Raw genomic sequence first — 22,261 nt, 5'->3', positions numbered from 1 at the left:
GGCACTACAAAATAAGACATGGATCAGGCGAAAAGAATCAGCGTGCCTGCTGCCTAAAAAAGAAAAAAAGAGAACCCGTGGGTTCTCTCGTTTTTTATTCTGCTGTAAACGGCAACAAAGCAATGTTTCTTGCCCGTTTAATGGATACAGTCAATTGACGCTGATGTTTGGCGCAGTTGCCCGAAATACGGCGCGGCAGGATTTTACCGCGTTCAGTCGTATAACGGCGTAACTTCGGAACGTCTTTATAGTCAATGGCTTCCACTTTATCTACGCAGAAGCTGCAAACTTTTTTCTTAGGTTTTCTGCCTCTTTCACGTTTCACCGTATGAACCTCCCTTTAAAATGGTATTTCCTCTTCAGGGAAGACATCACTACCAAAAGAGCTGGCGTCATTGAAGGAATTGGTGCTGCCGCCGCCACCGCTATTGCCGCCGGCCTGACGGCTGTCCAGAAACTCAATGTTCTGGGCAATGACTTCGGCTACCCGCCGCTTCTGTCCGTCGTTCCCGTCATAGGAGCGGATTTGGAGTCGTCCCTCTACCAGCACACGGCGCCCTTTGGTAAGATTATTGCCACAAATTTCGGCCAGTTTTTCCCATGCAACGATGGGAATAAAGTCAGTCTGTTCTTGACCTTGTCCGCCGCCGAAGCGGTTTACCGCGATAGAAAAGGAAGCCACCGCTTTACCGTTCTGCGTGTAGCGCACCTCAGGATCACGAGCCAAGCGACCGACTAAGATAACCTTATTCATGGTTTATTCCCTCCGAAAGACTGCTGCTTATGAGCAGCCTCTGTAATATTTAGCGTTTTTACGCACTGCTGTTTATTCGTCTTCTTTAATAACCATATGTTTCAAGATCTCATCGGTAATCTTCATCACACGGTCAAGCTCGGCAACAACAGCCGGTTCACCAGTGAAGTAGAAGATGCAGTAATAACCCTCGGTGAAGTCTTTCACTTCATAGGCCAAGCGTTTTTTACCCCAACGATCAATCTTCTCAATGTTTCCGCCATTTGCAGTCACAAGGTTTTCAAACTTGGCAAGCACCGCGTTTGTCGCCTCTTCTTCCAACGGCTTAACAATGAATATGACTTCGTACTTTCTCACGAAATCACCTCCTCCTGTGGACTAGTGGCTCCCGCACGGGGAGCAGGGAGGTTAACAAATAAAATTTGCAAACCAACAAACCAGGACAATGTCCTAGACTAAATTATTATAGCATTAAAAATATCCAATTGCAAGAAATTTACACAAGAAGGGAACCGCTGATTTAATGGCCGGCCAGCCTGGCGAGAGATTTTTCGGCTGGCAAGGAAGTAAGGCCGCAGGAATACGGTTCCTGTTTTAAGGTTTTGCTGACAAAGCCAGACGGAAAAAGATCCGCTAGGCTATGCGGTGTGAATAAATCAATGGTTCCCTAAACATTAAAGCGGAAATAGGTCACATCGCCGTCCTGCATCACATAGTCCTTGCCCTCCAGCCGGACCAGCCCCTTTTCTCTGGCAGCAGCCTGACTGCCGGCCGCCATCAAATCGGTAAAGGATACGATTTCCGCCCGGATAAAGCCGCGTTCGATGTCACTATGAATTTTGCCGCCAGCCTGCGGCGCTTTAGTACCCCGGCAAATGGTCCAGGCCCTGACTTCCTGTTCGCCGGCCGTCAAAAAGGTCATCAAGCCCAAAAGCTTATGCGACGCCCGGATCAGCTTGTCCAGGCCCGATTCGTTCAGACCCAGCTCGGCCAGAAATTCCTTGGCGTCTGCTTCCGGCAACTCGGCGATTTCCGCTTCCACCTTGGCCGAAACGGCGACGACGCCGGCTCTTTCCTGCTGCGCATATTGGAGCACAGCCTGCACATACCGGTTGTCCTCCGGGCAGGTCACTTCTTCTTCGCTGACATTGGCGACAAAAAGGACCGGTTTAAGCGTCAGAAGATTGAGGTCGGCGATCATCGCCGCTTCATCGGCTTCCAATTCCACCCGGCGAGCCGGTTCGGCATTGCCCAAAGCGTCCTGAATCCGCTTGAGGATAGCCAGCTCAGCCTGGGCCTTTTTATCGCCACTCTTCACCAGCTTTTGGGTGCGCTCCATTCTTTTTTCTACCGTTTCCAGGTCAGCCAGACACAACTCGGTATTGATAATCTCAATATCCCGCAGCGGGTCCAGAGCGCCTTCGACATGGGTAATATTCTCATCGGCAAAGCAGCGCACCACCTGGGCAATAGCATCAACCTGACGAATGTGGGCCAAAAACTTATTGCCTAAGCCTTCTCCCTGCGCCGCCCCCTTGACCAGGCCGGCAATATCGACAAAGCGGACAGCCGCCGGAATAACCCGTTTCGATTTATACATATCGACCAGCTTCTGCAAGCGTTCATCGGGGACATCCACCACCCCGACATTAGGTTCAATGGTGCAAAACGGATAATTGGCCGCTTCAGCGCCCGCCTTGGTAATGGCATTAAACAGGGTGCTCTTGCCGACATTGGGCAAACCGACGATGCCTACTTCTAAATTTGTACTCATGTATCTTCCACCTTACTTTAAATTTCGTTGTCTTAGGAACCGCTGATGTCATGAACCTATGAGCCTGGCGAGAGATTTTTTTGCCTGGCAAGGAGGTAAAACCGCAGGAATATTTCGGCTATTTCAAGGTTTTACTGACGCAGGCAGGCGGAAAAGATCCGTCAGGACGCACAGTGTGAAGACACTAGCGGTTCTTTATATCTTTGTCTATTTTAGAGTATCACTGCCAGAATTTCAATAGTTCCCAGTGCCTCCCCCAGCGGGAAGCGGTAGTGTGGCCTCGGGGATTTTTGCCGTCAGGCAAGACGGAGGAGGCGCGCATATCGAATATATGTAAGCCGACGACAACGAAGGCTGACGGAAAAAGGCCGGTGATCTGCTACAGCTTTCGGCCGGACGAGGCACTAATGCTCCGCCGGGTCGTCGGTCCGTCCCACAATGGTTTTGACGGCTTTCTCAAATTTCGGCCGGGGAACCATTACCCAGCGGCCGCAGCCCAGGCATTTGATGCCGAAGTCAATGCCGGTCCGGGTAATTTCCCAGCGGTCCGAACCGCAGGGATGCTGTTTTTTCATTTTAACAATGTCGCCGATCTTATACTGTATCCGCTCCATCTTAATTTCCCCCTAGCTTTTTATTAACAGCGCCGGCGGCATGACAACGCCCGCCGACTGAAACAAAGTGGCCACTTTATGACGGATAGCGGTTTCCACCGCCCCCTGCTTAAGCGGCACCGTCTCGGCCACCAGTCGCAGCAGCATATCAGTGCTGCGAAATTCTACGATACCTACCACCTTGGGGCCACTCACCACTTCCGGCATGGCAGCGCCAACGGCGGCACAAGCCTCCTCCAGCAAAGCCACGACCTGATTCAGGTCGGCCTCGTAAGCGACAGGAATATTCACTACCGCCTGCATATGACCCCGGGTATAATTACTGATCCGGGTAATAGCGCCGTTAGGGATAAAATGCAGCACGCCATTGGCATCCCGCAGCTTGGTGGACCGGAAACCGATCTCCTCCACCGTCCCGGCCATATTATCACTGACAATATAATCGCCAACCGAATACTGGTCCTCCAGAATAATAAAGAAGCCGCTGATAAAATCCTTAATCAGGCTCTGGGCGCCTACGCCAAGGGCCAAACCGATCACACCGGCGCCGGCAATCAGCGAGGTAGTGTCAATGCTGCATTCCTGCAGCAGCATAATGGCCGCGATGAAATATATGATATAGCGGAGAATGTTGGCAGTCAGGGCATATAAGGTCCGGGCCCGTTTCTCTTCCAAGTAGAAGGTTTTTACACCTTGGGGTGGAATAAAAAACCGCGCGATCAGTGAACGGGATATTTTCAAAACCACTGCCGCCCCCACTAAAATGGCCAGAATCCGCAGCAGTTTATGCGCCGTCTCCAGCAAAAAATCAGGATTTACAAAAAACTCTGTCACAGAGCGACCTCCTTACAGCATCAATTGTATAATAATTAGACTTTCCAGGAAAAATTCCTCTTTTCCAGCCGGCAGTAACACGTTTCCCCGGCGCCTCATATAATGTATGACAAATCCGTGCGAAGGGGCGATCGCTATGGCGACAATACCGCAACCCATTGTTAATACTATTCTTGCCGATGTGAATGCCATCATTCCGAATTTTTCTTCGCTGGTCAGCTCCTACCGGCTGCTTGTGGGCTCCGCCGAAGAAATTCACCGTATCCCCGGTGTACCGGAAGACATTTTCATTCGCTCGGTAGAGCGGTTCGACCATACCGGAACACTGATTGACATTCTGTTGGAACTGCTCTGCTGCAAAATAAGCTACAGCAGCGACTTCCTCGGCATTACCTGCGCTCCCATTGATCTGTTCCGGCTGCTAACCAACCGGACGGACGTCACTGATACTCCTTACCGTACGGGTGATCAAATTCTGCAGCTTGAAGTGCTGCGGCGGGCTCTGGATAAATGCCGCGGCACCCCCTCCGGCTTTAAACCCGGCGATATTCCGTCCTGGCGCGGGCGCCGCAGCCGGGACAAACAGGACGAGAGTCCAAACACTCCGGACTCGCTGTAATCTTATCAACCAAAAGGGCATTGACGCCACCGTCAATGCCCTTTTTCTTCGTCTGCCGGCGGCAAAGGACAACTGCCAAAGCCGTCATGATAATCGCAAGGTTCAATATGAATGACCACATCACAGAGTCCAAGCCGTTCCTCGATTTCCCGTTCCAATTGGTCGCATACGGCATGGGCCTTATCCAGGTGCATCTCCTTGTATAAAATCAGGTGCATGTCAATCAGCCGGTAGCTGCCTGACCGCCGCGTCCGGAGCCGGTGAAAGGAGATAACCTCCTCATGACGATTAACAATTTCGCTGATAATCGCCTCCTCTTCCGCTGGCAACGCAATATCAGTAAGCTCATGGACACTTTTTTTGGTCATATCGTAACCGGCTTTAAAAACAATGCCGGCCACCGAAAGAGCAATTAGCGGGTCAAGCCAGCTCAGTCCCGTCGCTTTGATCAAAACCAGACCGATCAGCACACCGACCGAGGTCCAGATATCGGCCCGCAGATGCAAGGCGTCGGCCTCCAGCGCCTGGGATTCGGTCTGGCGGGCCACGGTCAGCAGCCGGCCGGAAACCCAGTAGTTAAGCGCGATAGAAATAACCATAAGCAAAATGCCGTATTCCAAATGCTCCGGTTTGTTGTGGGAGTAAAATTTATCGACCGCCTCATAAACAATCCACAAGGCGGCGCCGATGATTAGCAACGCTTCCACGGCGCCGGACAGGTTCTCGAACTTGCCGTGGCCATAGGCATGATTTTTATCCGGCGGCTGATCGGATTTTCGGACCGCCACATAGGCAACCAGGGACGCGATTAAATCAACCGCAGAATGGGCTGCCTCGGAAACAATGCTCACCGTACCGGTAATCAAACCTACCGCCAGTTTCAAAACCACCAGCAGCGAGTTGGACAGAATGGATAACAACGCCGTCCTGCTTTTTAGATTTCCCTCCGGATGACTCTCCTGCAACGCATAAACCTCCCTGCAAAATAATATGGCATAGACTTACTATTCCGTCGCTTATTAAAAAAGCCTGCGGAATCATTAGATCCCGCAGGCAATATATCCTGCTGCGTCATGTCTGCCCAGTCGCCGGTAACCGGCCACTTGATCCTGTTCTATAATATTAGCATACCCCTAAAAAGGTGTAAAGACTTGCCGGACTCAGTTAAAAACTCAGCCAATCTGGACTACATGCCGGACAGGATAACCCTTTTCCTGCAGCCGTGCCGAGAGTACGGCAATATCCGGAATGTCCGCCCGAATGACCATTTCAGCCTTGCCTTCCACTAGACTATGGCTAATCATACTGCCGATATTAATTCCCAAGTCGGCAAATACAGCCGTAATCTCATGGACGGCGCCTACCTTGTCGGCCATATCCAGTGTGATTCTGGTCTTGCCCTGCGGCAGACCCATGACATCAACAAAGCATTTAAAGATGTCTGTTTCCGTAATAATTCCGACCGGGGCACCGGCCTCATCCACCACAATAATGCCGCCGATCTTGTTGTTGTACATTAGGAGAGCGGCCTCTTCCACGGTAGCGTCAGCCCGCACGGTAACCAACTCTTTTTTCATGACATCTTTTACTTTCATTTTTGCCAGCAGATAGTTGATCTCATAAATTGATAAGGAAGTAGCGGCAGACGGGGAAACTTCCCGTAAATCACGGTCGGTGATAATCCCTACCAGTTTTCCGTCATCCACCACCGGCAAGCGACGGAACTTGTTTTTCCGCATAACATGCGCGGCATCGGCGATATTCGTGCCCGAAGTGATTGTTACAGGATTCGGGGTCATATGATTTGATACAAACATACAGCTCATCTCCCATACACAGGTTTTTACTCCCAAACATCATACATTGCTCAGGTACTGCTGTCATACACATCAGGCAGGCAGCGGCTCCTGTTTACTGCCGGCTTCCAAGCAGGCTAAGACGCAAGAGGAGACGCTAATCATCCACCGAGATAAGCCCTTTTGACATCCTCGCTGGCTGCCAATTCCTTGGCTGATCCCGATAAAGTAATACGGCCCGTTTCCAATACATATGCTTTGTGGGCAATGGATAATGCCATATGTGCATTCTGTTCGACAAGGAGCACCGTAGTTCCTGTAGAGTTGATCTCCTGGACAATAGAAAATATCTCTTTTACCAGAAGCGGCGCCAGCCCCATGGAAGGCTCATCCAAGAGTAAAAGACGCGGCCGGCTCATCAGGGCGCGCCCCATGGCCAGCATCTGCTGTTCACCGCCGCTTAGCGTACCGGCCAACTGCGAACGGCGTTCAGCCAAACGGGGGAAACGTTCAAAAATTTTATTCAAATCCTGCTGGATTTCCTTCTTATCGCTGCGGATATAGGCACCCAGCTCCAGGTTTTCCATAACACTCATATTGGCAAATACCCGGCGGCCTTCCGGCACCTGGGAAATGCCCAACGAAACGATGTTTTGCGCTGCCATACCACCGATTTCCTTGCCTTCAAAAACTATTTTGCCGCTTTTGGGCTTGAGCAAACCGGAAATGGTACGCAAGATGGTACTTTTTCCGGCGCCATTGGCACCGATCAGGGTGACAATCTCGCCTTCCGTTACTTCCACGCTGATTCCCTTGAGGGCGTGAATGGCACCATAATATACATTAATATTATCAACTGTCAGCATTAGTGCACTTCCTCCCCAAGATAAGCTTCAATAACCTTCGGATTGTTCTTGATCTCCTGCGGCACGCCGTGCGCAATAATGCTGCCGTAATCCAGTACATAAATCCGTTCACAGACATTCATGACCAGACTCATATCATGCTCAATCAGCAAGATGGTCAAATTGAACTCTTTGCGAATCCAACGGATCATCTCCATCAATTGATGCGTTTCCTGCGGATTCATCCCCGCTGCCGGCTCGTCCAGCAGCAGCAGCTTGGGCTGAGCGGCCAGCGCACGGGCAATCTCCAGCCGTCGCTGTTCGCCATAGGGAAGATTCTTGGCGATTTCATCCTTCTTATCGGCCAGCTTAAAGATTTCAAGAAAGCGAGTGGCCTTTTCCTCAATTTCCTTTTCTTCATTGTGATAGCGGCCAACCCGGAGCACCGATTCGGCCAAGCCATACTTGACATGAAAATGATAGGCGATTTTTACATTGTCCAGCACCGACAGATTGGAAAAAAGACGGATATTCTGGAAAGTCCGGGCAATCCCGCGCTGCGTGATCTGATATGGTTTCAAGCCGACTACACTTTTCCCGTCAAAGGTAATTTCGCCATCGGTCGGTTCGTACACACCGGTTAAGAGGTTAAACGCCGTGGTCTTACCCGCGCCGTTCGGTCCGATTAAGCCAATCAATTCGCCGTCATTGATTTCTACATCAAAATTCGATACGGCACGCAAGCCGCCGAATACCTTGGATAAATTACTTGCCTTTAACAGCGTCATGTTTGTCACCTCCAAATAACCGGCCCCAGTTTTTGAATACCTGCAGGCTAAGTTCTTTATTGCCGAATAATCCTTGCGGACGGTAGATCATCAGTACAATCAGTACTAGGGAGTAAATCACCATGCGCCATTCGGGATAGCTGGCCAAGGCAGCCGACACAAAGGTTAAGAGGACAGCAGAAGTAATCGAGCCGGTGATACTGCCCAAACCGCCCAACACCACCATGGTCAGAATATCGAAGGACTTCATGAAGGTAAAGGACGCCGGATGGGCAATGTAAAAGTAGTGGGAGAACAGCGTCCCGGCTACGCCGGCGAAAGCCGCGCCGACGGTAAAGGCCAGTACTTTATAGCGGGTTGTATCAACACCCATGGCCTCGGCGGCGATTTCATTTTCTCTGATGGAAATAATCGCCCGTCCATGAGAAGAATTAATTAGGTTCTTGATAAAAAAGATAGTAAACACTGTCAAAAAGAAGACCCATGTGAAAGTGGTATAACGGGGGATGCCCATGAAACCGGACGCACCGCCCACATAGGGAATATTCAGGATGGTAATACGGATAATCTCGCCCAACCCCAAGGTGGCAATGGCCAGATAGTCACCGTTTAGCCGCAGCGTCGGCAAACCAATCAAAAAGCCAAGCATACCGGCCGCCAAAGCACCGCCCAAAATAGCCACAAGGAAGGGGAGATGCAGCTTCACCGTCAGGACCGCTCCCAGATAGGCACCGACCGCCATAAAGCCGGCATGGCCGATGGAAAACTGTCCGGCAAAACCGTTAATTAAATTCAAGCTGCTTACCAAGATAATGTTAATACAGATCAGCACCAGATTCAGCTGCCAGAAAGGACCAATAACATTCGTCGTAATGAGCGTTTGTAGAATACCGTATACAACCAGGCAGGCGCCCAAAGACAGTATATCTTTTTTCGTAGCCTCTCTCATCTTGGTCACCTACACTTTCTCACGTACATTTTTGCCAAGCAAGCCGGCCGGCCTGAACAGCAAAATGAGGATTAATATGCCAAAGGCTGCGGCATCGCGGAAAGTAGAAGAAATGAAGCCGCTGACCAAGGCTTCCACCACACCCATGATAATACCGCCGAGCATGGCCCCCGGAATCACGCCGATCCCACCCAATACCGCCGCCACAAAGGCCTTCAGACCGGGCATAATGCCCATCAGCGGATCGATCGAATTGTAGTAAACGCCGACCAGCACACCGGCAGCAGCAGCCAGACCGGAACCGATACCAAAGGTAAAGGAAATAACCCGGTCCACATTGATGCCCATTAAACGGGCGGCATCGGTATCAAACGAAACAGCCCGCATGGCTTTGCCGATTTTTGTCTTCTGCACGACATAAGTCAACAGCACCATGAGCAGCAAGGCAACGACCAGAATGACAATCTGCTGGCTGTTGATAACAATGCCGCCAATATTATAAAGCTCCGCGGCAAACACCTTCGGGAAAGTCCGCGGCTGCGGCGTTACAATCAGCATCCCGCCATACTCTAAAAGCAGCGACACGCCGATGGCTGTAATCAATACGGCAATCTTCGGCGCCGACCGCAGCGGCCGGTATGCCAGCCGTTCAATGATCATACCTGCCAGAGCGGCTCCCACCATGGCTACTACCAATGCCGGCAAGAAGGGCATTTTCAATGTCGTGGTGGCAAAAAAGCCCAGATAAGCTCCCAGCATATAAATATCGCCATGAGCAAAATTGATAAGTTTGATAATGCCATAAACCATGGTATAGCCAAGGGCAATCAAAGAATAAATGCTGCCCAGGGATACACCATTAATCAACTGTTGGATAAACTGTTGAAAAAAGGATGATGCCTCCATGTTGATTTTCCCTCCATAACTCTTTCTTTTTCATTACAACAATCCCTGCCGGAAATCCTTTCCAAACAATTGCAACAGGAAGGGGATAAGACTAAGATGCCTTATCCCCTTTTGGACACACGTAACCCGAAGTCTGTACTGGCCCTTCTGCGGCGCCCCACCATGAAGCTCTGCCGAAGTGATTGCAGCAGAGCTATCTATGCTGTTGTTAGACTGCTTTTTCAGGCCCCACACAACCGACTGTTTCGCGTCAACCCTATGCTAAGTTACTCAATTATGCAGCCATATATCGAATCTCGGCGGTGGACAGTCTTTAAGGATTAATTTTCTCCTTAAAAGTTTGCTTGCCGTCCTTCATTTCAATGATAACGGCACTCTTCACGGCATCATGAGTTTCATTCAAGGTAATCAAACCGGATACAGCCTGATAATCCTTAGTCTTAGCCAGTGCGTCCTTAATTGCAACCGGATCGGTTGAATTAGCCCGCTTGATCGCTTCGATGACCATCATCGTAGCATCATAGGACAAGGCGGCAAAAGCGTCCGGTACCTGGCCGTACTCTTTCTTATAAGCCTCAACAAAGTCTTTGATCGCCGGACTGTTGTCGTCAGGAGAATAATGGTTGGCAAAAAAGGTATTGTTCAGCGCATCGGCGCCGGCAATTTCCGGCAGTTTAGCCGAATCCCAGCCATCGCCGCCCAGCACCGGCATCATTAAACCAAGCTCGCGGGCCTGTTTGATAATCATACCCACTTCCTGATAATACCCCGGTACAAAAAGCACATCCGGATTGGCTGCTTTTATTTTGGTGAGCGTTGCTTTAAAATCGGTGTCTTTAGCTAAATAGGCCTCTTCGGCTACAATCTTGCCGCCGTTTTTCTCAAAGGTTTCCTTAAAGAACTGGCCCAGCCCTTTGGCATAGTCACTGGAGTTGTCGATGTACAGAGCCGCTGTTTTGCCCTTCAGCGATTTGGTGGCAAAATTAGCCATAACCGAACCCTGGAAAGGATCAATAAACGCTGCTCTGAACAGGAAGTCTCTTACCTTGCCGGTGGCCGGATCAACCGTAACCTTGGGATTGGATGCCGTCGGACTGATCGCCAACACCTGGTTGTCAGCGTTTACCTGAGCGCCGGCAATCACGCTGGAGGACGCGATAGGAGCGATTACCGCCACTACCTTATCCTGGGTAATCAGTTTTTGCATGGCATTAGCGGCTTCCGCAGCCTCACTCTTGTTATCGGCTACCACTAAATCCAGTTTCTTGCCCAGCACGCCGCCCTTTTCATTTACCTGCTTGATAGCCAGTTTGGCACCATTGCTTGCCGATCCGCCAAAGGTAGCATTTCCGCCGGTCATTTCCAAATTAGCACCGAGCTTAATGACGTCTGCGCTTTGCTGCCCGCCACAGCCCGCCAGTAAAACGGCTGACATGGCAAGTCCGAACAATGCTTTTACCATCTTTTTCGCAACCATATTTCTCCTCCTATGTTTATTACTGATAGATCCGTATCCATCCCTATGATACTGCCGTCCATCTGTTTCGTATCTTTCCAGGATGAATATAACACGATTTCGTATCATTTACAGTGTATATTATATGGTTGCGCTTGGTGGCTGTCAATACTTCACACAAGGACTTTAACGTAAAAGTCCTTGTGTGGTAGACATTGTGTTTTTTTCCGGGAAACAATGCGGGAATCCGTCTTTTTTACTGTGATGAATTAGGGATTAACTTTTTCTTTAAACACTTGTTTGCCGTCTTTCATTTCCACTACAACAGCACTCTTGATTGGATTATGATTAGCATCCAAGGTCAGTATGCCGGTAACAACCTGCAAATCTTTGGTCTTTTCCAGGGCTTCTCTGATTTTTTCCGGATCATCGCTGCCGGCCCGTTTGATTGCGTCAATCAACATGAGCGCCGTGTCATAGCCGAGAGCGGAGAAAGCACTGGGTGCTTCATTGTATTCTTTTTTATAGTCTTCCACAAATTTAACTACCCGGGGATCCTTGTCTTCTGCTGAGTAGTGATTGCTGAAGAACGTATTGTTCAACGGTCCGGCGCCGGCGATTTCCGTTATTTTGGCGTTATCCCAGCCGTCGGTGCCCAGTAAAGGTACATTGATGCCCAATTCGCGGGCCTGCTTTACAATCTTGCCAACTTCTTCATAGTAGGCCGGAATAAAAATAATATCGGCATTGAGGCTCTTGATTTTAGTCAGAGTAGCCTTGAAATCCTGATCCTTTTGCAGGAAGGCTTCTTTGCCGATGATCTGTCCGCCGTTTTTCGTAAAGCTTTCTGTAAACGATTCAGCCAGATTCTTGGAATAATCGGAACTGCTGTCGATATAAATGACTGCCGTTTTAGCATGCAGCGTCTTGGTAGCAAAGTTAGCCATTACGATGCCCTGGAACGGGTCAATAAAGCAGCCGCGGAAGGCGTACGGCCTTACCTGTCCATTGTCATCTACGGTAATTTTTGTATTAGTGCCTGTAGGCGTAACTAAAGGAACTTTATTATCCTGAGAAATTTGCAGCGCCGCAATTGCGTTGGAACTGGTAATCGGTCCTAGCATAGCTGAAACTTTATCCTGCGTAATCAATTTTGTTGCTGCATTGGCTGCTTCCGAAGCTTCCGACTTGTTGTCAGCCTGTACAAGCACAATCTTTTTGCCCAGCACACCGCCGGCATCATTGGCTTCTTTGATCGCCAGCATGATACCGTTTAACGATTGTTTGCCATAGTCGGCCACGCCGCCGGTCAGCTCAAAATTGCCGCCGATACGGATTTCCTTGTCATTCGAGGTAGCACTATTTCCGCAACCTGCTACCAACGACATCAGCACTAAAGCAGATGTCATAACTCCCAACCACTTTTTCTTCATACCTGTCATCTCCTCTGTCTTGATCCGGCTGCCGCCAACAATAAAAAAACCCCATCACAGGTTTCTAAAAAAACCCTGCTGGGCGTCGGCCCCTGTTGATTAAGCCGGGATAACTCCCGCTGCGCTGTCAACCTTCTTTACACATTGTCCGGATCGTGTTTTCTGATAGTACACAACACAAACATGTTTGTCTATGAGACTTATTATAGGCCCCTCCATATCCGCTGTCAATAGATTATTTCTGGATATACAGGGTTTTTGTCCATCCTTAAAAAACAAAGGTATTTATAGTCTTTGTTTTTTTCCACTTACACCTGTAAAGTAAACACCTGCGACAAACATTCCAAAACAGAAAATGAAAGCAGCCCCGCCGGTTGATCTTACCCAGCGGAGCTGCCTAATGTATCAGTGTACTTACGGATTTACTTTTTCTCTAAATACCTGTTTGCCGTCTTTCATTTCGATAACCACGGCACTCTTAACCGGATTGTGGCTTTCATCCAGCGTCAATATGCCGGTTACAACCTGCAGGTCTTTAGTTTTTTCCAGCGCGTCTCTGATTTTGCCCGGATCATCACTGCCGGCCCGTTTGATCGCGTCGATCAGCATGAGTGCCGTGTCATAGCCAAGTGCTGCCAGGGCGCTTGGAGCTTCGTTGTACTCTTTCTTATAGGCTTCCACAAATTTGACAACCCGGGGATCTTTGTCTTCCGGTGAATAGTGATTGCTGAAGAAACCGTTATTCAAAGCGGCTGCGCCAGCAATTTCCACCAGTTTGGAATCATCCCAGCCATCGGTGCCAAGCAGCGGTACCGTGATACCTAATTCACGGGCCTGTTTGTTAATTTTGCCAACCTCTTCATAATAGGCCGGAATGAATACAACATCAGGATTCATTCCTTTGATTTTGGTCAAAGTAGCTTTAAAGTCCTGGTCTTTTTGCAAGAAAGCTTCCTTGCCGATAATCTGTCCGCCGTTTTTCGTGAAAGCGGCTTCAAAGGATTCGGACAAGCCCTTGGAATAGTCGGAACTGCTGTCAATATAGATGACCGCTGTTTTGGCTTTCAGGGTTTTAGCCGCAAAGTTTGCCATAACCTGACCCTGGAAAGGATCAATAAAGCAGCCGCGGAAAGCATAGGGTCTAACTTGGCCGTTATCTACCGTAATGCTAGGATTGGTTCCGGTCGGGGTAATAATCGGCACTTTGTTATCCTGGCCGATTTGCAGCGTAGCCAGTACGTCAGAGCTGGTTACCGGGCCCAATACGGCCGATACTTTATCCTGGGTAATCAGCTTGGTTACCGCGTTGGCTGCTTCAGAAGGCTCCGACTTATTATCGGCCTGGACCAGCACCAATTTCTTACCGTTAACACCGCCGGCTTCATTAACCTCTTTAAAAGCAAGCATAATACCGTTGACTGTCTGTTTGCCGAAGTTGGCGACACCGCCGGTTAACTCAAAATTGGCCCCGATTTTAATTTCCTTTGAATTAGAACCCGTTGAGGAACTGCAGCCAGCTACCAAACCTGTTACCATAACGGCACTCAACAGCAACCCCATCCATTTTTTTCTCATCTTTTCATCTCCCCCCAAAAATTGGCTAACCCGCTGCCTGACTCATTCCCCGGTTTCACTCCATCCCGGCCCGCTCCGAACCGGGATTCACACATCAGTAATGGAGCCGCCGCCGGTCTCTCCCCTCCGGCACATAACAAACGACTGCAATCCAATCCACTATGTATCGAACAACCGCAATGTTTACACATTTACCGCTGTTCTTCCGGAATGAGTACTCTCTAAACAAACCTTTGTTTATGAAAATTATTATATTCGCCTCATCAGGCGACTGTCAATCAATTTTTTGTTTCATTTATACACATTTGTCTTTTCTCAAAATACACCCATCTTATATTTAACCTTTTCTGATTATCGCTACTGCCATTGAAAGCAGCTCAATACAAATCGGGCCGCCGGTGCTGCAAAAGCGGCAGCTCCTGCCGTACCTTCTGCAGCCTGGTCAGATCAACCGCAACACAAAGCAGTTCTTCCTGGCTGCCGCATTGACCAAGCAAGTCTCCCCAAGGGTCCACCGCCAGGGAGTGGCCGTAAGGTTGATAGACGGCACCCGGTGTGGCCCCTGGCGATACTCCTACCGTAAACACTTGATTGTCCACGGCCCGTGCCCGGAGCAGCAGTTCCCAGTGGACCGGCCCGGTAACCGGGCTAAAGGCGGCGGGATAAATCAGAATATCCGCTCCCTGCAGCACCATGGCACGGGCCAGCTCCGGGAACCGGATATCATAGCAAATAGCCACCCCCAGGCATAGCCCGTCAACCGTCAGGACTGTTCCGGCACTTCCGGCAGTGATGACCGCCGATTCCTGAAACTGTGCCCCCTGAGCAATCGCTACGTCAAATAAATGGATTTTCCGGTACTTGGCCAGCAAATTACCCTCCCGGCCAAAAACAAAACAGGTGTTATAAATCCTTCCCGCGCTGTCCCGTTCAGGAATCGAGCCGCCCACCAGCACAACGCGGTGCCGGGCCGCCAGTTCTCCCAACAATTGAAGCGTTTCACCATCGGGATAGCTTTCGGCATAGGCGGCAAATAGTTCGGTCTGATAGGGGCAGTTGAACATTTCCGGCAGTATTACAATCCGGCAGCCCCGAACAGCGGCCGCCGCCACGTAGGCTGCCGCTGTTTTCAGGTTTTCCTTCTTTTCTTCCACAACCGGCATCTGGCAGATGCCCAGGCTAACGATAGGCATGACTGTCCCTCCCTTTTCTCTATCTTCCTTTATTTTACATGTCTTGTAAACCTTTTTTAACGAAAAAAACCGGGCTCAGCAAGCTGAGACCGGTTTTAGTGAATCACTATCAAAGAATAATCGGTTCATTATTTTCGTACATGCTCCAAATACCGCAGGGACAGATGCCGGCGCAAATACCGCAGCCGATGCACTTTTTCGAATCGGAAACATATTCGAAACCTCCGTCGGAAAGCGTCACCCGTTTGATAGCCCGCTCGGGACAGGATTTTTCGCACATATGACAGTCGCGGCAGGTACCGCAGCTAATACAACGGTTATGGTCCTCGTTGGCTTCCGGCAAATCGCAGGAATGGCACTTTTCAAAGTAAGCTGTGCTCAGTTTAGCGGCAGGTACTTTTTCCTTTTTCTCCAGCGGCTTAAATTCAGTTTGCGTCAGATAGGAATGCACTGCCTGCACAGCCTGGTTTGCCGCGCCGATGGCATCAACCAGACGTCCGGGCTTCACGGTATCACCGGCGGTAAATACGCCTTCAGCGATTTTGTAGTCAAGACCCACTTTCAGACATCCCCGTTCAAGAGCGATGCCTTCCGGCAGAAAATCCAGCTCAGGCGCATCACCAATATTGATGATGACCGTATCGGCCTTGATCAGTTCGCCGGCCTGGGTGATAATCCCTTCCGCCGTGATTTCCTTGGTGTATACCGGCCACAGGAGCACGCCGCCCATTTCTTCTACATGGGCGATTTCCTTCTCATCGGCGGCCGGCCGCTGCACGTCGATACAGGTGACCTGCTCGGCTCCCATCTGGTAGGCGCCGACAGCCGCGTCCATGCCGGAATTGCCGCAGCCGATAACTATAACACGTTTACCGACTTTATAATGTTTTCCCTTATTAATGGTTTTCAGAAATTCAATCCCCTTGATAATCCGCTCATGGCCGGGCCAGGGAACGACTTTACCGATATGACCGCCGGTAGCTACGACTACGGCATCATAATTTGCTCTGATTTCAGCAAATTTCACCTTATCCACCTTGGTATCGGTGATAAAGGTTACGCCCATATCTTCAATCCGTTTTAATTCCCTGGTCAGCGTTTCATGGGGCAGACGGCCCCGGGGAATAACCTGCTCCATCTTACCGCCCATATGGGAATCAGCTTCAAAGACGGTCACTTTATGTCCCAGGCGGCTAAGCTGCCAGGCTGCCGTCAAACCGGCGGCACCGCCGCCGATAATGCCGATGGTTTTGCCGGTCTCTTCCGCCGTTTTATCTAGGTCGGACATGACCGAGTAAGTTCCCAACCGACCGATTTGCGCCGAAATATCAATATTCCGGCGGGTACATTCATCCATACACAGATTGGGACATACCGCGCCGCACACCGAGCCGGGGAAGGGAGTATACTCCAGCACCAACCGGTAAGCCTCTTCAATCCTTCCTTCCCGCAGCAGGTTAAACCGCTGCTGTGATGGGATGGACGCCGGACAGTTGAACTCGCAGGGCGCGGCATAGCGGCCATTCTCCCAGGCGGGGACCCGCTGCCGGTAGGTTGACGTCGTCACCAAACCGACCACCTTGAAATCATCTTTATATACATCGCTGAAAATGCCGCCTGGCACCCATTTGTCCATACGGAAGGAATAGGTGTCGCTGGCGGCCTTTTTCGGCCGCTCATCATAGGTCAGGGGGACTACTTTGCTCCACTGGTCCCAAATACTCAGCTCGGCTTCCAGCTCCGGCCGGTCGACAGAACCTAGGAAGTCCTGCATATTACCGCTCAGATAAGCAATGTCCTCTTCTTCCAGCGGCAGTACCTTTACATCCTTTTGGGAAATGCCCAGGGCCGTACCCCGGAAATACAACGTACCGCCAACCATACCCATACAGGAACGGTCACCCAGCACCGAAGCGAACTCTTCGCTGTCATAGCCGCAAACCACGGCAATGCCGCCGCCCATAAATTCAAAGGAGAAGCTGCCGCAGTTTTTCAAAACCCAAAATTCCGGCGGTGCATACAAAGGGTCATGCTTCATTAACGAGCCGGAACGGGTTCCGGCCCGGCCGCCCACGTAGATCTTGCCGGCTGCCGCACAGTGTGCCGTGGTGTCACCACCGTCGCCTTTAACAACAATCTTGCCGCCGGCGTTGAGCCAGCCCACGTCGGCTGAGGCAGAACCTTCGACGATGATCTCAGTTCCTTCCAAACACATCGAACCTACCCGCTGCCCCGGATTGGTCACATAAAACCGCAGCGTCTTGCCTTCCGGATGCCATAGGGGCCCGCCAATATCGTGCTGGCCTGCCGCTTCTATCTGAAATTCCGTTTCTCCGTTAGCCAATGCATTGTTAATGGCCTGTAGGAGGTCCTGGGTAGACATACGGTCATTCCCATTAATTGCGCTTATTTTAAACATAATGCTCCCCCTCCTAGCATACGTACTGGATGCCCAGTTTTTCGGCTACCGCATCATCTTTGCTCACCAAAGCATCCGAACGTCCCACCGGTAATGAACTGTTGCCGATAGGCGCCATCATTTTTTTCATTTCGCTGTCAAGTGCCAGCATGTAGTCTACGATATTCTGCGCCGCCTTATCAATATCCAGGCGCTTAACCAGACGCGGGTCCTGCGTACAAATGCCGGTCGGGCATTTACCGGTGCTGCAGGAGTTGCAGCGGCCCTGTTCATTGCCGATACAGCCGCACAACTGGATTAGGACTTTGCCCATAAATACACCGTTGGCGCCCAAACAGATCATCTTGAAAGCATCGGCCGCCGCATTGCCGGTCAGACCGATGCCGCCACCGGCCCACAACGGAATCTGCCCCTGCCGGCCCTGATTGACGGCTGCCAAATAGCAGTCACGCAGCTTGGATACAATATGATGGCCCGTGTGGTCCAGCGACACCTCGTTGGCCGCGCCGGTGCCGCCCTGAATGCCGTCCAGGAAGAACCCGCCGCAAATGCGGTACGGATCACGGAGCAGATTGTTATATACCGAAACCGAAGTAGCCGAAGCAGCGCACTTGATCGCCACGGGCACCCGGAATTTGAAGGCTGCATTCATCGACATAAACATCTTCTGCACCGACTCCTCGATGGAATACAGGCCCTGATGGTTAGGCGGCGATAGCAGGTCGGCCTTGGGCACGCCGCGGATCGCCTGAATGTGTTCCGCCACCTTGGCAGCCGGTAAGAGGCCTCCGTCGCCCGGTTTTGCCCCCTGGCCGATCTTGATCAGTATACCGGCCGGGTCGACTTTCATTTTAGGCATAGCCTTGATAATACGGTTCCAGCCAAAGTGGCCGGACGCGATTTGTAAAATCACATATTTCAAATATTCCGATTCCATTAGCTTGACAGGCATACCGCCCTCGCCGGAACACATCCGCACAGGCAGGTGATGCTTTTCGTTCAGATAAGCCGTCGCCATGCACACCGCTTCCCAGGCACGGGTAGACAGCGCCCCGATGGACATATCGCTCAGGATAACCGGAAATATCCAGTTGACCGGCGGTGTTTTACCGGCAAAAGACAACTCACCGTTGTTTACCGAAAAGGGCAGTTGGCTGGCCGGCAGAACACGGCCGAAGGGAGCCAGAATATCGAAGGTATGACGTTCCGAATCCAGCGACGGGTCGGTCATTTGAGAAATACGGCCGATTACGATTTTATCTAACGTACGGTCGGCGTTCAAATTAGTCCGCCCGCCCCGTTTAATGGAGTTGCCGCCGCTGCGGGCCAGCAGGTTGAAACGGCTGTCCACATTGCGCACCGGCCGGATCGCCCGGTTGGGACAGACTTTTTCGCACATGCCGCAACCCACGCAAGCCTGGGCTACACTGTTTTTCTGTTTAATCACCGGAATGGCGGCGTGACGCTGGGTCGGCTCCGGCTGCCGCGCCGTGGAAACGGTCATCGAGCGGCGTTCGACTGTAGCCTCAATCGCATTAAATGTGCAGGCAGCCACGCAACTGCCGCACATGGTACACCGTTCGGTGGAGTATTCGATTTTCCAGGGCAAATCATTGACAGTCACGTCCTGGGTTCTTACTGTTTCCATCGCTGCACCTCCAAGTCTTCCGTAATGACAACGACTTCGCGTTCATTCGGGTAAATATCGGCCTCTTTATTGCGGTTGGGCAGAATAACGTTCAAACCGCAGACTTCCGAGGCAATCGCCATCGTCGTATCATCACCGCCGACAACAACAGGCCGCAATTTTTTGGAATCACAGCAGGTCATCATATTCCCGTCTGGCAGCAGGGCAATAATCGTATTCGGTCCGTTTATCTCCAAATGCCCCAAAGATTGCCTGATGGCCGTAAGCTCGGCCTTATCGGGACGCTGTTCGATTTCGTCAAAGGGCAGCGGTGTAATGACATGTTTATAGTACTTAATAGGCCACTTCAGTTCATGCAACACATAATGCAGCGTATATAAGAAGTTTTGCGAGTCCGATTCAAAACCGATATAGCCCCGGTGCAGTGATTTCTGGTATTCCTTGTTCTTGGTATAAAAGGTATTCTCACCATTGGCACACAGGGTATAACCCTGCAGAAAGAACGGATGCGCCGCGTAGCGGACAATATCATAGTTGGTGTTCTGCCTGCATTGCACCACAATGTTCTTAGCCAGCAGGCTGTCATTCTTGTCCCATAGCTTGAAATAGGTGGCAATATCGCGGGGATCGCCGATTTCTTTCAAGGTCAATACATCAGGCCAGAAAGAGTAGGCATAGCCCTGATTGTCTTTTTCTAAAATAGCGCGTAAAGCCAGCCGCACGTCTAAGAGCAGCTCTTCCTTTTCCTTCTGGCTGGCGCCGCTGAAATGTTCCGGATAATCATAAGCCCGGAAGATATAATACGGCATGGCCTTAATATCCAGTCCCGGCTGACGGTTGCCCCGCGGAATCCATTCATATACAGGCTGGAAATCGTGCGCTTCCATATAGTCCTCCACCAGCTTGGCTCCCTTTTGCGTACAGGCCAGCGATAATAAGGGCTTATCCTTGTACTTGGCAAACATTCCGTCCAGATCCTGCATCACCATGGCAAACCCGGAATTATCATGTCCTTCCTGTTGAGGCAGCATTAAATACAATGCATCAGAAGGATGAAACGGCACTTTGCTCTTAATAGCACCAATTCGGCACATAGGTATTCCACCTCTCCCATAAATAAAAATAAAGCATAAAAAAATAAACCCCTGCGAAAAGTACCGGAACTTGTTTTCCAGGACCTTCCGCCGGGTTTTTTATACCAACGGTGTAGCACAGCGCTAACCTTATGCAAGGTGCCACGCTGCACCTGTGCCGCTCGGTCCAGACCGCCAAGACGCGGAACCCTAGGCACACTCCTTAAAACTGTGTCTATTATCAGCACAGTACTATATAATGCTATCCTTATTATAAAAACGAAATGTTATGCTGTCAATATGCATATTAAAATAAAGTTTATTCTGATAAATCCTATATTTCCAGGCTTAGCAGAGTTATTATCCTTCTGATATATGAATATTTATTCATCCCTTGCCACTCCCCGCACCTTTTACACATATCCATGTTTCATAGTATTCCTGTACTTTCCGGATGAACTTTTGTATGAATAAGTTTAACAATGTATTGAATTGTTTTTCGGTATACAGTTTAATTTAAACATACGACGTTCCTGCTTCAGACTGTATGTATATAAAATTTAGTATAAATTGCCTTTCTCCTGTATAAGAAATAAATACCATACATATACTGATAGCAAATTACCTAATGAGGAGCGCCTATGCTAAATAAAGTTTTTCGACTGCCGCAACCTTCCACTGAATGCAAGTGCAATGTCCAGGACCCTACCGCTACCTACACGATTGCGATGAATATCCGCAACCTGCTGCAGGAAAGCCAGGAAACTCACCAAAATGTCATCGTCCTTTGCATTGGCACCGACCGTTCCACCGGTGACTCGCTCGGTCCCTTAACAGGCACCAAGCTGCGTTCCCTCAATTTGCATCCCCATATTTTCGGTACCTTGGATCAACCGGTTCATGCCACCAATCTGCAAGACGTCATTCAGCAGATCACCACAAGCTTTGTCGACCCCTATATTATTGCCGTAGATGCCTGCCTGGGCAAAAGCGAGAATGTAGGCTATGTATCCTTAGGCAAGGGCTCGGTTAAACCAGGCGCCGCCGTAAAGAAGGACCTCCCGCCGGTCGGCCATGCCTATATTACCGGCATCGTTAATGTAGGCGGCTTCATGGAGCATTTGGTACTGCAAAGCACACGGCTCAGTCTGGTGATGAAAATGGCCGATACCATTGCCTATGGCATTTCCTTCGGGCTTCGGGGCGCCGGAAATACCGCCCGAATATGAGAACAGCTAAGTCAGGACCACCCGTAAAACGGGTGGCTTGATTACGCCCTATAAGGGCAAGGTACTAGCTGAGTCTCAAGACTCACTGAAAAAGTCTGCCAACCGCATAACCTTTTCAGTCAGCCCCTAAAGGGGCTCTTTTTATGACTTTTTCACGGGCTCACCCGTAAACGGGTCTGTCAATTCCTTCAAACTTAGCTGGTCGACAATTATATCTTCTTGTAACTGCTCTCGGATATATTTTGCTATTGCCTCTTTGTTTCGTCCCACCGTATCCACAAAATATCCTTTGCACCAAAAATGCCTGTTTCCATACTTATATTTTAAATTCGCATGTTTATCAAATATCATCAACG

The 22,261-nt window shown here is 50.2% G+C and carries 22 protein-coding genes; 2 read left to right on the top strand and 20 right to left on the bottom strand.

From position 1 onward, the window contains the following. Positions 1 to 94: 94 nt before the first annotated feature. The 6 genes from rpsR to F3H20_RS14180 all read right to left on the bottom strand — a co-directional run bounded on the left by rpsR (position 95) and on the right by F3H20_RS14180 (position 3,976). Positions 95 to 325 (bottom strand): 30S ribosomal protein S18, encoded by a 231-nt coding sequence (gene rpsR, locus F3H20_RS14205; RefSeq protein ID WP_149735574.1) that lies wholly within the window; start codon positions 323 to 325, stop codon positions 95 to 97. 15 nt (positions 326 to 340) lie between these two features. Continuing rightward, positions 341 to 754, bottom strand: coding sequence for a single-stranded DNA-binding protein (locus F3H20_RS14200; RefSeq protein ID WP_149735573.1), 414 nt, complete (start codon positions 752 to 754; stop codon positions 341 to 343). Between the two features lie 72 nt (positions 755 to 826). Continuing rightward, positions 827 to 1,111 carry a 30S ribosomal protein S6 gene (gene rpsF / locus F3H20_RS14195; RefSeq protein ID WP_091750211.1) on the bottom strand — a complete coding sequence of 95 codons (285 nt, stop codon included), beginning with the start codon at positions 1,109 to 1,111 and terminating at the stop codon, positions 827 to 829. Between the two features lie 310 nt (positions 1,112 to 1,421). Continuing rightward, positions 1,422 to 2,528: a redox-regulated ATPase YchF gene (gene ychF / locus F3H20_RS14190; protein ID WP_149735572.1), complete on the bottom strand. Its 1,107-nt coding sequence runs from the start codon at positions 2,526 to 2,528 to the stop codon at positions 1,422 to 1,424. 404 nt (positions 2,529 to 2,932) lie between these two features. Further along, positions 2,933 to 3,142: a DUF951 domain-containing protein gene (locus F3H20_RS14185; protein ID WP_149735571.1), complete on the bottom strand. Its 210-nt coding sequence runs from the start codon at positions 3,140 to 3,142 to the stop codon at positions 2,933 to 2,935. 12 nt (positions 3,143 to 3,154) lie between these two features. Next, the gene (locus F3H20_RS14180; RefSeq protein WP_149735570.1) at positions 3,155 to 3,976 is read right to left on the bottom strand and encodes a mechanosensitive ion channel family protein; all 822 of its coding nucleotides are present in this window, start codon (positions 3,974 to 3,976) and stop codon (positions 3,155 to 3,157) included. 136 nt (positions 3,977 to 4,112) lie between these two features. On the opposite strand from F3H20_RS14180, the gene F3H20_RS14175 reads away from it, so the two are divergent. Next, positions 4,113 to 4,595 carry a hypothetical protein gene (locus F3H20_RS14175; protein WP_149735569.1) on the top strand — a complete coding sequence of 161 codons (483 nt, stop codon included), beginning with the start codon at positions 4,113 to 4,115 and terminating at the stop codon, positions 4,593 to 4,595. Positions 4,596 to 4,627: 32 nt separating this feature from the next. Here F3H20_RS14175 and F3H20_RS14170 read toward each other — a convergent pair whose 3' ends face one another. The 13 genes from F3H20_RS14170 to F3H20_RS14110 all read right to left on the bottom strand — a co-directional run bounded on the left by F3H20_RS14170 (position 4,628) and on the right by F3H20_RS14110 (position 20,697). Beyond that, positions 4,628 to 5,560 (bottom strand): cation diffusion facilitator family transporter, encoded by a 933-nt coding sequence (locus F3H20_RS14170; protein ID WP_149735568.1) that lies wholly within the window; start codon positions 5,558 to 5,560, stop codon positions 4,628 to 4,630. A 207-nt stretch (positions 5,561 to 5,767) separates the two neighbouring features. Then, positions 5,768 to 6,412, bottom strand: coding sequence for a CBS domain-containing protein (locus F3H20_RS14165; RefSeq protein WP_149735567.1), 645 nt, complete (start codon positions 6,410 to 6,412; stop codon positions 5,768 to 5,770). A 140-nt stretch (positions 6,413 to 6,552) separates the two neighbouring features. After that, positions 6,553 to 7,257 carry an ABC transporter ATP-binding protein gene (locus tag F3H20_RS14160; RefSeq protein WP_149735566.1) on the bottom strand — a complete coding sequence of 235 codons (705 nt, stop codon included), beginning with the start codon at positions 7,255 to 7,257 and terminating at the stop codon, positions 6,553 to 6,555. Next, complete coding sequence (locus F3H20_RS14155) at positions 7,257 to 8,024, bottom strand: ABC transporter ATP-binding protein (RefSeq protein WP_149735565.1); 768 nt, start codon at positions 8,022 to 8,024, stop codon at positions 7,257 to 7,259. The genes F3H20_RS14160 and F3H20_RS14155 overlap by 1 nt, the downstream gene beginning before the upstream one ends. Further along, a complete protein-coding gene (locus tag F3H20_RS14150) occupies positions 8,002 to 8,973 on the bottom strand; it encodes a branched-chain amino acid ABC transporter permease (protein ID WP_149735564.1) in 972 nt (323 codons plus the stop codon). The genes F3H20_RS14155 and F3H20_RS14150 overlap by 23 nt, the downstream gene beginning before the upstream one ends. A 9-nt stretch (positions 8,974 to 8,982) precedes the next feature. Next, positions 8,983 to 9,879: a branched-chain amino acid ABC transporter permease gene (locus F3H20_RS14145; protein WP_149735563.1), complete on the bottom strand. Its 897-nt coding sequence runs from the start codon at positions 9,877 to 9,879 to the stop codon at positions 8,983 to 8,985. Between the two features lie 313 nt (positions 9,880 to 10,192). Further along, complete coding sequence (locus F3H20_RS14140; RefSeq protein ID WP_149735562.1) at positions 10,193 to 11,356, bottom strand: ABC transporter substrate-binding protein; 1,164 nt, start codon at positions 11,354 to 11,356, stop codon at positions 10,193 to 10,195. A 248-nt stretch (positions 11,357 to 11,604) separates the two neighbouring features. After that, complete coding sequence (locus F3H20_RS14135) at positions 11,605 to 12,768, bottom strand: ABC transporter substrate-binding protein (protein ID WP_149735561.1); 1,164 nt, start codon at positions 12,766 to 12,768, stop codon at positions 11,605 to 11,607. Between the two features lie 414 nt (positions 12,769 to 13,182). Then, complete coding sequence (locus F3H20_RS14130) at positions 13,183 to 14,343, bottom strand: ABC transporter substrate-binding protein (RefSeq protein ID WP_149735560.1); 1,161 nt, start codon at positions 14,341 to 14,343, stop codon at positions 13,183 to 13,185. 377 nt (positions 14,344 to 14,720) lie between these two features. Then, a complete protein-coding gene (locus tag F3H20_RS14125) occupies positions 14,721 to 15,536 on the bottom strand; it encodes a carbon-nitrogen hydrolase family protein (protein WP_149735559.1) in 816 nt (271 codons plus the stop codon). 109 nt (positions 15,537 to 15,645) lie between these two features. Next, the gene (locus tag F3H20_RS14120; protein ID WP_149735558.1) at positions 15,646 to 17,955 is read right to left on the bottom strand and encodes an FAD-dependent oxidoreductase; all 2,310 of its coding nucleotides are present in this window, start codon (positions 17,953 to 17,955) and stop codon (positions 15,646 to 15,648) included. 13 nt (positions 17,956 to 17,968) lie between these two features. Further along, entirely contained in the window at positions 17,969 to 19,603 is a 1,635-nt protein-coding gene (locus F3H20_RS14115) for a glutamate synthase-related protein (protein ID WP_149735557.1), read from the bottom strand. Beyond that, positions 19,591 to 20,697: a class II glutamine amidotransferase domain-containing protein gene (locus tag F3H20_RS14110; protein ID WP_149735556.1), complete on the bottom strand. Its 1,107-nt coding sequence runs from the start codon at positions 20,695 to 20,697 to the stop codon at positions 19,591 to 19,593. Before F3H20_RS14110 ends, F3H20_RS14115 begins: the two co-directional genes overlap by 13 nt. Positions 20,698 to 21,317: 620 nt before the next feature. Between F3H20_RS14110 and yyaC the strand changes: the two genes are divergently transcribed. Beyond that, on the top strand, positions 21,318 to 21,905 hold the full coding sequence (gene yyaC / locus F3H20_RS14105; protein ID WP_149735555.1) for a spore protease YyaC: 588 nt from the start codon (positions 21,318 to 21,320) through the stop codon (positions 21,903 to 21,905). A 141-nt stretch (positions 21,906 to 22,046) separates the two neighbouring features. On the opposite strand, the gene F3H20_RS14100 is transcribed toward yyaC, so the two are convergent. Beyond that, a partial coding sequence (locus F3H20_RS14100) for a transposase (RefSeq protein ID WP_188128292.1) occupies positions 22,047 to 22,261 on the bottom strand: 215 nt, incomplete at its 5' end.

It is taken from the genome of Propionispora hippei DSM 15287 (assembly GCF_900141835.1).
In the GTDB taxonomy this organism is placed as follows: domain Bacteria; phylum Bacillota; class Negativicutes; order Propionisporales; family Propionisporaceae; genus Propionispora; species Propionispora hippei.
This window is presented reverse-complemented; position numbering and strand designations above follow the sequence as displayed.

What these genes read in the sequence shown, in the direction of transcription:
- F3H20_RS14200 (WP_149735573.1), bottom strand. Translation starts at nt 754, where the DNA reads ATGAATAAGGTTATCTTAGTCGGTCGCTTGGCTCGTGATCCTGAGGTG.
- ychF (WP_149735572.1), bottom strand. Translation starts at nt 2,528, where the DNA reads ATGAGTACAAATTTAGAAGTAGGCATCGTCGGTTTGCCCAATGTCGGC.
- F3H20_RS14185 (WP_149735571.1), bottom strand. Translation starts at nt 3,142, where the DNA reads ATGGAGCGGATACAGTATAAGATCGGCGACATTGTTAAAATGAAAAAA.
- F3H20_RS14175 (WP_149735569.1), top strand. Translation starts at nt 4,113, where the DNA reads ATGGCGACAATACCGCAACCCATTGTTAATACTATTCTTGCCGATGTG.
- F3H20_RS14165 (WP_149735567.1), bottom strand. Translation starts at nt 6,412, where the DNA reads ATGTTTGTATCAAATCATATGACCCCGAATCCTGTAACAATCACTTCG.
- F3H20_RS14160 (WP_149735566.1), bottom strand. Translation starts at nt 7,257, where the DNA reads ATGCTGACAGTTGATAATATTAATGTATATTATGGTGCCATTCACGCC.
- F3H20_RS14155 (WP_149735565.1), bottom strand. Translation starts at nt 8,024, where the DNA reads ATGACGCTGTTAAAGGCAAGTAATTTATCCAAGGTATTCGGCGGCTTG.
- F3H20_RS14150 (WP_149735564.1), bottom strand. Translation starts at nt 8,973, where the DNA reads ATGAGAGAGGCTACGAAAAAAGATATACTGTCTTTGGGCGCCTGCCTG.
- F3H20_RS14145 (WP_149735563.1), bottom strand. Translation starts at nt 9,879, where the DNA reads ATGGAGGCATCATCCTTTTTTCAACAGTTTATCCAACAGTTGATTAAT.
- F3H20_RS14140 (WP_149735562.1), bottom strand. Translation starts at nt 11,356, where the DNA reads ATGGTTGCGAAAAAGATGGTAAAAGCATTGTTCGGACTTGCCATGTCA.
- F3H20_RS14135 (WP_149735561.1), bottom strand. Translation starts at nt 12,768, where the DNA reads ATGAAGAAAAAGTGGTTGGGAGTTATGACATCTGCTTTAGTGCTGATG.
- F3H20_RS14130 (WP_149735560.1), bottom strand. Translation starts at nt 14,343, where the DNA reads ATGAGAAAAAAATGGATGGGGTTGCTGTTGAGTGCCGTTATGGTAACA.
- F3H20_RS14125 (WP_149735559.1), bottom strand. Translation starts at nt 15,536, where the DNA reads ATGCCTATCGTTAGCCTGGGCATCTGCCAGATGCCGGTTGTGGAAGAA.
- F3H20_RS14120 (WP_149735558.1), bottom strand. Translation starts at nt 17,955, where the DNA reads ATGTTTAAAATAAGCGCAATTAATGGGAATGACCGTATGTCTACCCAG.
- F3H20_RS14115 (WP_149735557.1), bottom strand. Translation starts at nt 19,603, where the DNA reads ATGGAAACAGTAAGAACCCAGGACGTGACTGTCAATGATTTGCCCTGG.
- F3H20_RS14110 (WP_149735556.1), bottom strand. Translation starts at nt 20,697, where the DNA reads ATGTGCCGAATTGGTGCTATTAAGAGCAAAGTGCCGTTTCATCCTTCT.
- yyaC (WP_149735555.1), top strand. Translation starts at nt 21,318, where the DNA reads ATGCTAAATAAAGTTTTTCGACTGCCGCAACCTTCCACTGAATGCAAG.